Source organism: Clostridium fungisolvens (genome assembly GCF_014193895.1).
GTDB lineage: Bacteria > Bacillota > Clostridia > Clostridiales > Clostridiaceae > Clostridium_AR > Clostridium_AR fungisolvens.
On record NZ_BLZR01000001.1, the window covers coordinates 3,103,144 to 3,113,911 of the forward strand.

Annotated in this window: 16 protein-coding genes; all 16 read right to left on the minus strand. The window is 31.3% G+C overall.

Going from position 1 to position 10,768, the window contains the following annotated elements:
- Positions 1–8: 8 nt before the first annotated feature.
- The gene (locus bsdtw1_RS13625) at positions 9–881 is read right to left on the minus strand and encodes a polyprenyl synthetase family protein (RefSeq protein ID WP_183278109.1); all 873 of its coding nucleotides are present in this window, start codon (positions 879–881) and stop codon (positions 9–11) included.
- Between the two features lie 44 nt (positions 882–925).
- Positions 926–1,147: an exodeoxyribonuclease VII small subunit gene (gene xseB, locus bsdtw1_RS13630; protein ID WP_183278110.1), complete on the minus strand. Its 222-nt coding sequence runs from the start codon at positions 1,145–1,147 to the stop codon at positions 926–928.
- Between the two features lie 8 nt (positions 1,148–1,155).
- Complete coding sequence (gene xseA / locus bsdtw1_RS13635) at positions 1,156–2,355, minus strand: exodeoxyribonuclease VII large subunit (protein WP_183278111.1); 1,200 nt, start codon at positions 2,353–2,355, stop codon at positions 1,156–1,158.
- Positions 2,321–3,193, minus strand: coding sequence for a bifunctional 5,10-methylenetetrahydrofolate dehydrogenase/5,10-methenyltetrahydrofolate cyclohydrolase (locus bsdtw1_RS13640; protein ID WP_183278112.1), 873 nt, complete (start codon positions 3,191–3,193; stop codon positions 2,321–2,323). Before bsdtw1_RS13640 ends, xseA begins: the two co-directional genes overlap by 35 nt.
- A 26-nt stretch (positions 3,194–3,219) precedes the next feature.
- A complete protein-coding gene (gene nusB, locus bsdtw1_RS13645) occupies positions 3,220–3,624 on the minus strand; it encodes a transcription antitermination factor NusB (protein WP_183278113.1) in 405 nt (134 codons plus the stop codon).
- A gap of 388 nt (positions 3,625–4,012) precedes the next feature.
- A complete protein-coding gene (locus tag bsdtw1_RS13650; RefSeq protein WP_183278114.1) occupies positions 4,013–4,405 on the minus strand; it encodes an Asp23/Gls24 family envelope stress response protein in 393 nt (130 codons plus the stop codon).
- 85 nt (positions 4,406–4,490) lie between these two features.
- A complete protein-coding gene (locus tag bsdtw1_RS13655) occupies positions 4,491–4,997 on the minus strand; it encodes a SpoIIIAH-like family protein (protein ID WP_183278115.1) in 507 nt (168 codons plus the stop codon).
- A 38-nt stretch (positions 4,998–5,035) separates the two neighbouring features.
- Complete coding sequence (gene spoIIIAG / locus bsdtw1_RS13660) at positions 5,036–5,632, minus strand: stage III sporulation protein AG (RefSeq protein ID WP_183278116.1); 597 nt, start codon at positions 5,630–5,632, stop codon at positions 5,036–5,038.
- Positions 5,633–5,639: 7 nt separating this feature from the next.
- Complete coding sequence (spoIIIAF, locus tag bsdtw1_RS13665) at positions 5,640–6,194, minus strand: stage III sporulation protein AF (protein WP_183278117.1); 555 nt, start codon at positions 6,192–6,194, stop codon at positions 5,640–5,642.
- Positions 6,195–6,199: 5 nt separating this feature from the next.
- Positions 6,200–7,360 (minus strand): stage III sporulation protein AE, encoded by a 1,161-nt coding sequence (gene spoIIIAE, locus bsdtw1_RS13670; protein ID WP_183278118.1) that lies wholly within the window; start codon positions 7,358–7,360, stop codon positions 6,200–6,202.
- 2 nt (positions 7,361–7,362) lie between these two features.
- Entirely contained in the window at positions 7,363–7,752 is a 390-nt protein-coding gene (gene spoIIIAD / locus bsdtw1_RS13675; protein WP_183278119.1) for a stage III sporulation protein AD, read from the minus strand.
- A gap of 8 nt (positions 7,753–7,760) precedes the next feature.
- Positions 7,761–7,958, minus strand: a complete 198-nt coding sequence (gene spoIIIAC / locus bsdtw1_RS13680; protein ID WP_128212850.1) for a stage III sporulation protein AC — start codon at positions 7,956–7,958, stop codon at positions 7,761–7,763.
- A gap of 14 nt (positions 7,959–7,972) precedes the next feature.
- Positions 7,973–8,494 carry a stage III sporulation protein SpoIIIAB gene (gene spoIIIAB, locus bsdtw1_RS13685; RefSeq protein WP_183278120.1) on the minus strand — a complete coding sequence of 174 codons (522 nt, stop codon included), beginning with the start codon at positions 8,492–8,494 and terminating at the stop codon, positions 7,973–7,975.
- Entirely contained in the window at positions 8,484–9,398 is a 915-nt protein-coding gene (gene spoIIIAA, locus bsdtw1_RS13690; protein ID WP_183278121.1) for a stage III sporulation protein AA, read from the minus strand. Before spoIIIAA ends, spoIIIAB begins: the two co-directional genes overlap by 11 nt.
- A 339-nt stretch (positions 9,399–9,737) precedes the next feature.
- Positions 9,738–10,103, minus strand: coding sequence for a CD1247 N-terminal domain-containing protein (locus bsdtw1_RS13695; protein ID WP_183278122.1), 366 nt, complete (start codon positions 10,101–10,103; stop codon positions 9,738–9,740).
- Between the two features lie 89 nt (positions 10,104–10,192).
- Positions 10,193–10,750 (minus strand): elongation factor P, encoded by a 558-nt coding sequence (gene efp, locus bsdtw1_RS13700; protein ID WP_183278123.1) that lies wholly within the window; start codon positions 10,748–10,750, stop codon positions 10,193–10,195.
- Positions 10,751–10,768 lie beyond the last annotated feature (18 nt).

The window sequence follows — 10,768 nt, forward strand, 5'->3', positions numbered from 1 at the left end:
CTATTTAATTATGATTCCCTATGTAAAAGCTCTAGAGTTAACTCCTTAAGTTTACTTGTATCTTTATTTAATTTTTCTAAAAGAGCTAAACATTCTGCCGTAATTTCCTTACATAGCTCTTCAGATTTTTCTATACCATAAACAGTAATAAAGTTAGTTTTGTTATTATTTTCATCACTTTTTACTTTTTTCCCAAGCTTTTCTGTGCTGCCTAAAACATCTAGAATATCATCCTTTATCTGAAAAGCAAGACCTAATTTATATCCATATTCTTTTAAAGTATCAATATCTTTTTCAGTTGCCTCACCCAAAATCGCTCCAGCTAATATGGCCGCCTTAATAAGTTCACCAGTTTTCTTTTCATGCATATATTTAAGGGTACTTTCTGAAATTGATTTACCTTCGTTAATTATGTCTACTACCTGACCACCAATCATTCCGTTTCCGCCAGCAGCATCTGTTATTACTTTTGTTGCTTTTAAGGCTTCTAACCTCTTGTCTGAAATGGAGTAATTAATCATAATTGAAAAAGCCTCGTTTAGAAGACCATCACCTGCTAAAACTGCCATAGCTTCTCCAAAAACTTTATGACTGGTAGGCTTTCCACGTCTTAAATCATCATTATCCATGCAAGGTAAGTCATCATGTATAAGCGAATATGTATGTATCATTTCTAAAGCTGCAGCCATTGGCAGTATCTCTTTAAAGTTTTCCTTATACAAGCTATATGTTAACATCATTATTATAGGTCGTATTCTTTTGCCACCTATATTTAAGCTATAAGCCATTGCATCATATATTAACTTATTTTCTCCATCTCTTGCGATGAAATAATTATCAAGATATTCATCCATCAGTCCTTTAATATCTTCAATGCTCATTACTTACTCCTTTTATTTTAACGTAAATTTGAAGTTTTAATCCTCTATCCTTCAATTGTAAAATCTTTAATTTCTTCTTTTGAATTAATAATCTTTATCTTTCCTTCCATGTCATTAAGAGTCTTATAAAGTTTATTAACCAATTTTACACCTTCTTCGTAAACCTTTAATGATTCCTCTAAATTTAATTCAGAACTTTCAAGGTCTTTTACTATGTCATCAAGTTTATTAAACATCTCATCATAAGATTCACTCTTCTTTACCATAAGACACCTCACCTTTTAGGTTCAATTTTAAAATTACCGCTTCCATCTTTCATCTTTACTTCAATCTCTTTCAAAGAATTTAAAGTATCTATATCTTGAACTAAGTTTCCATTGTTATCCTCTATTATAGCATACCCTTTGTTCAAAACATTTATGGGATTAAGCAATGTTAACATATTATTTATATTAATTAGATTTGATCTATTGTTTTCAATTTTTTTCATTATAAGATTAGTCAATTTTTCCTTCATACTGTCCACATCTCTATATTTGTTAATTATAAAATTCTTTGGACTATTATTTTCTAGTATTCTATTAACATAGTTTATTTTTTCTTTTTCACTGATTAACCTACTATTAATGAATTGATTCAAATATGCTTTATGCCTAACTAAATTGTTATTTATTTCTTCAAGCTTCGGAGCTACAACTTCTGCAGCTGCAGATGGTGTAGGCGCTCTTAAATCACTAACAAAATCAGTTATAGTAAAATCTATTTCATGACCTACTCCAGAAACTACAGGGATTTTTGATTTAAATATTTCATAAGCTAAACTTTTATCATTAAATGCCCAGAGTTCTTCAATAGAACCTCCTCCACGGCTTATTATAATCACATCAACACTCTTACTTTTATTAAAATACTTTATTCCCTCTATTAGACTGGCCGGTGCATCTTTGCCTTGAACTAAGGATGGATATACAACAATGTCTAAATAAGGACTTCTCCTTTGTAATACATTTATTATATCTCTTATTGCAGCCCCTGTTTCAGAAGTTATAACTCCTACAGTTCTTGGTAAATATGGAATAGGCTTTTTGTATTTTTCATCAAAAAGCCCTTCATTTAATAGCTGTTTCTTTAATTGCTCAAATTGAGCATATAAGTCCCCTACTCCATATTCATTTATCTCTTTACAATAAACCTGATACGAACCATCTCTAGTATATATTGAAAGTCTTCCTCTTATCTCAACCTTTGCTCCATCCTTAATATTTGATGATACATTTACAGCATCACTCTTAAAAATAACACAGTTCACCTTGCTATTTTCATCTTTTAAGGAAAAATAAATATGTCCACTTGAATGAACTTTAAAGTTAGATACTTCTCCTTTTACTTTTAGGTTGTTAAGAATAAAATCATTATCTGTTATCTTCTTTAAATAATTATTAACTTCTGTTACCGAAAGAGTCTTTAGAATCATAATCTTCCATCGCCTCACATACATTTAAAAATAGAAGGGTAGTTGTAAGTGACCCTACTCCTCCTGGTACTGGAGTAATCATTGCAGCCTTTGTAACGGCGTCATCAAACAAAACATCACCTGTGATTTTTCCATTTAATGAAGAAGTCCCTACATCTATAACTACTGCATCCTTCTTTATATAACTCTTATCTATAAAATGTGGTTTTCCCATAGCTACAACTAAAATATCCGCTTCACTACAAACATCATTTAGATTATTTGTTCTTGAGTGGCATATTGTTACAGTTGAGTTCTTTTGAAGAAGTAATTGTGCAACAGGCTTGCCAACAACATTGCTTCTACCTACTACCACAGCCTTTTTTCCTTCTAGAGGAATATTGTAGTAATCTAAAAGAGTCATTACACTTCTAGGCGTACACGGTATAAACCCATCATTTCCACTATAAAACTTTCCTATTGATACGTCAGTAAGACAATCTATGTCCTTTGAAGGATCTATAGCAGCTATGATCTTCTTTTCATCAAGACTAGCTGGTAAAGGTAGTAATAAAATTATACCATTAATACCTTTATCATCATTTAATTGCTTTATAGTATTAATTGCTTCCTCCTCAGTACAGCTGGAAGATAAATTAATTTTCTTGTAATCAATGCCCAAATCAGCTGCAATTTTAAACTGACTGTTCTGATAATAAATTGAGCCACCGTCATCTCCAATAAGAATTGAAGCAACTGTTGGAACTTTCTTTCCTTCTAGAGCCCTACTTCTTATAAATTCTTTGATATTTTCCTTAACTGTTGCTGCAACTTTTTTTCCATCAATTATCTCGCCCATATTCATAGCCCCCAAACTTTCTAAAACTACATGTCTTTTAATGCTTTATCTAATACTCCATTGATGAAGGAAACTGATTTCTCATCTGAGAACTTCTTAGCAATCTCTAAAGCCTCATTAATAGCTACTTTATTAGGAATGTCTTCAAAATGAAGTATTTCATAAAGAGCTACTCTTAAAATTGATAGATTAACTTTTGAAACTCTACCAAGTTTCCAGTTTACTAGATATTTTTCTATAATAACATCTAGTTGATCTTTTTTCTCATTTACACCATTAACAACTTGATTTAAATATGTATCATCTATTTCAGTTATGTCACCTTCAAAAGCTTCTTTAAAGCTCTCTATAGCTTCTGATGGTTCTTCTTTATTTATCATCATTTGGTATGTAAGTTGTACTGCAATCTCTCTAGTTTTTATTCTGTTCATATGTCCTCCTAGACTTTAAAAGGTATTAATATTTTAGTCGCTGAAGCGATCTTCTTCAGCGAATTTTTGTGCGTTTACATTAAAATAGGTCCATAATACTTTACAAGTACTTTCTAGTGCTTTCATTATAACAAATTCTAGATTACCATACTAATTAAATTAGTAAATATCCTCTAGAAATAATAGAGCTAAAACACATAAAATAGTAAATATTGAAAAATATTTATGGATTTTAATGGTATACTTTCAGAAGTATACCATTATTATTATAGTCGAAAAATATAAAGCTTAAACAGTGAGTCTAAGTTAAGTTTTCATATACACCAAGGTTGTTCGACTTTATAATTCTACACAAGGAAATACCCTCTGTAAACAGAGGGTTTTAAAACTACTCATGAACTTCTTCTGACTTCTCGTCAATCTTAGGAACAATTATGTTTTGTATAAAAATATTAACTGCTGCAACAGATAATCCTGTCATAGCTTCAACAGTCTTCTTAACATTATCTTGAACCTGCACAACTACGTCAGGAATTCTTGTTCCATAAAGTACTGCTAAAGTTAACTCTATCTGTGCTTCACCATTTTCAATTGATACTTTTACACCTTTTCCAGTATTCTTCTTACCAGTGAATATTTGAGTTATTCCACCAGTAACACCTGGATTACTTTCTACTACTCCACTAATTTCTGCTGCCGCTATACCAGCTATTACACTAACAACTTCATCAGAAATCTTTACAACTCCAACGTTTGTTTCTTCTCTATTTAATTCGTCCAACGCTCACTACCTCCTTAAGCTTCACATTAGCAAAACCTGTTAATCATAGGTATATTATATCAAAATATTATTGTGAATACAATTGTTATTGTTTTGCCTCAATTACAACATCTTTTATCTTTGAAACGCTAGCTACAGATTCTTGAATTTGTATGCTTTGCTTTTCATTTAAGTTGTCTTTTGACTTAACTATTACTCTAGCTTTATTTCCTTCTATTAGGCAAAGTGCATCATCAAATCCTTTACCTTTTACACTTAATTCAATTCTAGTTTCATAATTTCTAGCCATTGTTAATGCTGTAAGCTCTTTTTGAGCCTCAGTTTTTTGATTTGCAGATGTATTCTTATCCTCTATAATGGATTTTAAGTTCTGCATTGTTTGAGAGTCTTGTTGCTCTCTATCATTTCTTGATTCATAGAAATAATCCTTTGTGTTTGATGTTTGTTTGTCAGTGTTTGTGAATGGTAATGAAGAACTTAAGCTACTGCCTGTCCCATCATCGACTTGTCCATTAACCCTCGCTGCTAAGATACCAGCACATACTATAAGTGCTAGTAGTGTTAAAATTATACCTGCTTGTTTTCTGTTCATTTACAAAAACCTCCCATCTGTTTTCATAGAATTATATGCTACTTTTTCATCGGATATACATTAACTTTATCCATTGGCAAATTATATAAATTCGACACCGCTTTAGAAATGTCGTATTTTATCTTACTATTTTCTGAACCTTCAGCTACAACAACTACACCAACAACTTTTGGCTTATATGTTTTCACTATAAGAGGCTCATTTCCACTACTATTGGAAGTTATAACAACCTTGCTTGAATCTGACTCTTGACTGTTACTTTGTTTCCCTCCCTCCTTGTCAGTGGTTTCATTAGTATTTTTTTGAGAATTTGTGTCTACTGCTGGAACCTTAGTTTCATCACTTTCAAAGGTTATCATTACATCTACATTCCCAACCCCCTCTATTTGTTTTAAGATATTTTTCAGTTGACTCTTTTGCTCATCTTCATACTGTTGTCTTGTTTGTTTATCAGTGGAATCACTCTGTTGTGTACTATTTTGATTTGAAGAAAATGTAGGTATCATTGGTTTATTTGTAAAAAAAGTAAACACTATATAAATAAAAATAAATGTTAAACATATTAAAATTAAATTTTTTGTCTTAGCACCTTCTGAAGAGTTTTTTAGCTTTTGGAATAACTTTGAAAAATCCACTTTCTAATCACTCACCTTTATACACATATATTTTTTTCTCATCTATATTTAGCTCCTTACTTAGTATGCTTTTGATTTGTTTGCTTGTAGTAGAGTTAAATTCTTGTTTATTTGTATTATTTACAGCTGTATTATCTAAACTACTTACCTTTTTATCTTTTACATAAACTTCTATATGATTTATATCAAAATTTGTCGCTTTTACATCAAGCTTACCTGCAATTTTTACATCGCAGTTCAGATCACTTAAGTTTGTTTTTATCAATTGTACACAGTTCTTTTCCAAATTAGAAAAAAACTTTTCTTCTGTAACACTAGTTGTGCTACTATTATCAGCATTTGAAGCAACAATGTTCTCATACTTTGCTACAAAAGTATTAATATCTATAGTGTTCTTGGTAAATAGCCTTATAAAGGGATTTATAATAACTGCTATTAAAATAAGCCCCAGAACAAATTTTACATATTTTTTCGTACTGTTATCAGGCAATAATAATTCTATCGCAGTCATGAATATTAAGGTTGTACATAAAGAGATTATCCAGCTTCTAAGTAGATCCATAAGCTCTAACCTCCCACTATGAACTTGCCTGCACTTGACATTATTGCAGTCATAACAAAGAACATAACTGTTATGCTTATAAGGCTTGAGGTAATTAAAACTAAAGAATCTGCAGCGGTTGTTATACAACTTACAATTCTTTTATCTGCCACTGGTTCTATAACAGCAGCAGAAATTTTATAGATAAAAACCATAACTACCATCTTTATTATTGGAAAAAGCATTAAGAATATCATAATTATAAGCCCAATGGAACTTACAGCATTCTTAAGTAGTAGTGAATATCCAGCCACAGTTGCTATAGCATCGGATAGTGCCTTTCCAACTATTGGTATGAAATTATCTACAGCAAATTTTGCTGTTTTTAAAGTTACTGCATCTATTGTATTTGATGCTATTCCTCTTACAGTAAGTAAACCAATGAAAATCGTAAGAACTATTCCTTGCATCCATAAAATTACTTGCTTACCTACTTTCACGAGCCCATCAATTTTATGCTCATTTGATATATTGTTTACGAACCCTAGGACGAATATCATCAAGATTAATGGAATTATTATGTCTACATATAATCTAGGCGTTAAGCTTACTGCACCTAGAACTATGGGATCCATTGTAGCTGCCTGAGTTATTCCACCAGCTGTTGATAATAAAAGCACAAGTGCGGGCAATAACACAGCAACAAAGTCTGTCAGCTCTTTAATAGTATCCTTTGCTAAGTTTACTGATATTAAGAAGCTTTTACTAAGTATAAGTATCATCACAGCATAACAAGCGTAAAATGCTATATTACTTATATTTTCACTGGAGAAAGCTCCTTGTATATTTTTTAAAAGAGTACTAAGGATAGCAAGAACTATTACTGATATCATTAATTTTAGTGTCGACTGCACCTCTTTAATAAATACACTTACACAGGCTCCAACGATCCTATCAAAGCTTAGAGGATCTTTTCCATCCTTCAAATAGCTTTGGACATATTCACTGGGACTCATACCATTCATGATTTCTTCATTAGTTTTCATATTATCCATATACTGATATAACCTTTGTATCTGATTACTATTATCTATTCGTTGCTTGTCCAAATTATCATCTGCGTATACCACTTTACTAGTCATAATGACTAGAAAAAAACTTATTAGTAACGTATACCATTTTTTCATAATCACACCTGCATTATACTTAATATAGAGTCCAGTACAGCCATAAGTACCGGTATTGATAATACTAGTATCATAACTTTTCCTGAAAACTCAACCTTTGATGCTATGCTATTTGCTCCTGAATCTTTGCATATTTCACTACAGAAAGATGTAAGATATGCTATTCCAACAATTTTTAGTACAATTCCGATATAAGCAGTATCTATATTAGCTTTGTTTGCCATATTGTTTACAAAATCAATTATTTGAGTTATTTGAGGAATCAGTACAAGAAATATCAATATTCCTGCGACTATTGATATAAATACTGAAATTTCACTTTTTCTTTCTTTTAGCAGCAGATATAAGAATAAAGATACAAAACAAAATCCAACAATTTTTACAATAAGCATGTCCACACCTAAAGCATAAACATAGTTTTTACTGAATCGAATAACTTACTGATTAGATTTATAACCATTGTAAGTATTATCACAATTCCAGCAATATTAGCTATAGTAGCAACATCATCTTTTCCACTGCCTTTCAAGACTTTATCAATGATAAGCAATATTATACCTGCACCTGCAATTTTAAAAATGAGAGAAAGATCTAACATTTACTCGCCTCCTACTAAATCAAGAAGATAATTAGCATAAATCCAACACATACACCTAGTGATTTATACATCTTTGAATATTTATCGCACTCTTTTTCTGCCTTTTCTGTATTGCTTTTTATTCTGTCTATGGTTATGGAAAATATCTTTCTTTGCCCATCAATACCGGTAGTTCCCAAAGACTTTGCTAAATCTAAAATTATATCTATATCAACTTCATTAAGATTAATCTTATCCTTATAGAGCTCTAAACTATCCTTAGTAGATAGAAACACGTTGTCAGCTTCATTATCTTTAAGTTTAGTCCCTATTGAATTAAATAGCTGTGCTATGGGATCTTTAAGTCTTTTTCCAGTATTAATAAAGGCTTCTGGCAATGGAGTAAAGGTATAGGTCATTTCATTCTCTAAATTTATATATCCATTTATAAGTTCATGAAGGCAAAACACCCTCTTCTTAAACTTTTCTCCATATACATACCCAGTTGCTGATGACAATGCCATTATTATAAGCAGCAGCAAATATTTAACCAACATTTATCACCTGCCTATCTGAATTAATATCCACTATTTTATCTATGGTTCCAACTCCATTTTTATTACTTAAAACTATTATTTTTTCGATGACCTTATTTTCAATTAGCTTCTTAAATACAGGTCTGCTATAAAGATCATCTTCGTTGTTTCCATGTATAGTGGATATGATATTCACCCCGCAATTAAAGGCGGAAACAATTGCTTCAACATCTCTGTCTGTGCCAATTTCATCACATGCGATAACTTCAGGAGACATACTTCGTATAGCCATCATAAGTCCCACATACTTCAAACAGTTATCATATATATCTGTTCTTACTCCTACATCCATTTGCGGAATCCCCATATGACACGCAGCAATCTCACTTCTCTCATCTATAACACATACTTTTTTCCCCGTTATATTATATTTTAAATATCCATTCGAAATATTTCTTATAAGGTCTCTAAGTATAGTAGTCTTCCCACATTTAGGAGGAGATACCAAGATGGTATTGTACACCTTGTCCCCTTTTACAACATGTGGTAATAAGCTATTAGAACAACCTATTATTTCTCTGGCTATTCTTATATTTATAGAAAAAACTGACTTTAATGACTTTATTACTCCGTCATCATTTACCCAATGCCCAGTAACCCCTATCCTATGACCACCTCTAATAGTTATAAAACCTTGCTTTATGTCTTCCTCAAAAGCATAAACTGAGAAATTACTTATCTTATTAAAGATATTATTAATTTCATTTTTATTAGTGATATAATTTAGGATTACTTCTTTATTGTCTATGTTTAACATCACTGGTTTATTGCACTTAAGTCTAATCTCTTGTAGTTTACTTGAATCTGGCCTATCTTCTATGAGCCTTATCAAATTTATCGGTAGAACATTTTTCAAATCATCCATAAAATCCCCCTCTCTCAACTTTTGTTATTTGTATAATATTATTAAGTTAAGTAAAAAAATATTACACCTGTTTTAAAAAAGTTATATCGATGAAAAATCATTTAATTCTAATAGCTCGCTCATATAGCATCTCCTGTATAACCAATTAATTTCGATAACACTCTTAAACATAGTAAAAAATAAATTCTAATGAGCTGATATATCCAAAAAATCAAAAAGAAGCCAGCAAATTATTAAACAAAATAATTTGCTGGCTTCTTTTTAAGGTTTCATCGTTAAACGTTAAGGTTTCATACGATGACCAAAGTAATTTCATTTTCTACTCACTAAGTAAGCAGTCTATTTATTGATTTCTGAACCGCAGTAAGGACAAGGAATTATAGTATTGTTATCTAATGCAGACTGCTCAAAGAATATGCCTTTTCCACAATTCTTACATGTTATCTCAACATATTCTTCATCTCCGCATTCCAAGTCGTCTACAGATACATCTTCAAATAAATCCTCTTGTATATCAGAGATATCGTTATTTAAAAATTCTACATTCTCTGCTATACTTTCTTGGTTAACTTGAAGAGTTTCCACCTCGTCGCAAATATCACCTAAGATTTCTATTACAGCAGCTTTAAAATTTTTGTCTTCAGTACCAGAATCTCCACTAAGAAATTCACTAAGTTTTGATATCTTTTCCTTTAATTCCTTCATATTCTACACATCCTTTAAGTTAGGATAAAAGCTTAATAAAGAATAAAATGAATATGCTAAGTTCATTTCGAACTTAGCATATATTCAGCCTATACTCTTTCCATGTACTCCCCAGATCTTGTGTCGATTCTTATTACGTCACCTTCATTTACAAATATAGGCACGTTTACTACTGCGCCAGTTTCAACAGTTGCAGGCTTTTGAACGTTTGTAGCAGTATTTCCTTTAACACCTGGTTCAGTTTCAGTTACTTGTAGTTCAACAAAGTTTGGAGCTTCAACAGAGAAAGCTGAACCTTTGTAGAACTTGATTACTGCAAACATGTTCTCTTTTAAGAACTTTATTGCATCTTCAACTTTTTCGTGGTTAAGAGGAATTTGCTCAAATGTCTCTTGATCCATGAAGTAGTATAGCTCTCCATCTGAATATAAGTATTGCATTTCTTTTCTTTCAATAACAGCTTCTTGAAGTTTTTCAGTTGGGTTGAAGTTTCTATCTATAACTCCAACTGACATTACATATCTTAATTTTGTTCTAACGAATGCTGCTCCCTTACCTGGTTTAACATGTAGGAAATCAACAACAGTAAACACTTGTCCATCTAATTCAAAAGTTGTACCTTTTCTTAAATCTCCTGCTGATATCATTATGGTATCCCTCCAAAA

Coding starts and splice junctions, on each gene's coding strand:
- bsdtw1_RS13625 (WP_183278109.1), bottom strand. CDS start 881: ATGAGCATTGAAGATATTAAAGGACTGATGGATGAATATCTTGATAAT.
- xseB (WP_183278110.1), bottom strand. CDS start 1,147: ATGGTAAAGAAGAGTGAATCTTATGATGAGATGTTTAATAAACTTGAT.
- xseA (WP_183278111.1), bottom strand. CDS start 2,355: ATGATTCTAAAGACTCTTTCGGTAACAGAAGTTAATAATTATTTAAAG.
- bsdtw1_RS13640 (WP_183278112.1), bottom strand. CDS start 3,193: ATGGGCGAGATAATTGATGGAAAAAAAGTTGCAGCAACAGTTAAGGAA.
- nusB (WP_183278113.1), bottom strand. CDS start 3,624: ATGAACAGAATAAAAACTAGAGAGATTGCAGTACAACTTACATACCAA.
- bsdtw1_RS13655 (WP_183278115.1), bottom strand. CDS start 4,997: ATGAACAGAAAACAAGCAGGTATAATTTTAACACTACTAGCACTTATA.
- spoIIIAF (WP_183278117.1), bottom strand. CDS start 6,194: ATGGATCTACTTAGAAGCTGGATAATCTCTTTATGTACAACCTTAATA.
- spoIIIAE (WP_183278118.1), bottom strand. CDS start 7,360: ATGAAAAAATGGTATACGTTACTAATAAGTTTTTTTCTAGTCATTATG.
- spoIIIAD (WP_183278119.1), bottom strand. CDS start 7,752: ATGCTTATTGTAAAAATTGTTGGATTTTGTTTTGTATCTTTATTCTTA.
- spoIIIAC (WP_128212850.1), bottom strand. CDS start 7,958: ATGTTAGATCTTTCTCTCATTTTTAAAATTGCAGGTGCAGGTATAATA.
- spoIIIAB (WP_183278120.1), bottom strand. CDS start 8,494: ATGTTGGTTAAATATTTGCTGCTGCTTATAATAATGGCATTGTCATCA.
- spoIIIAA (WP_183278121.1), bottom strand. CDS start 9,398: ATGGATGATTTGAAAAATGTTCTACCGATAAATTTGATAAGGCTCATA.
- bsdtw1_RS13695 (WP_183278122.1), bottom strand. CDS start 10,103: ATGAAGGAATTAAAGGAAAAGATATCAAAACTTAGTGAATTTCTTAGT.
- efp (WP_183278123.1), bottom strand. CDS start 10,750: ATGATATCAGCAGGAGATTTAAGAAAAGGTACAACTTTTGAATTAGAT.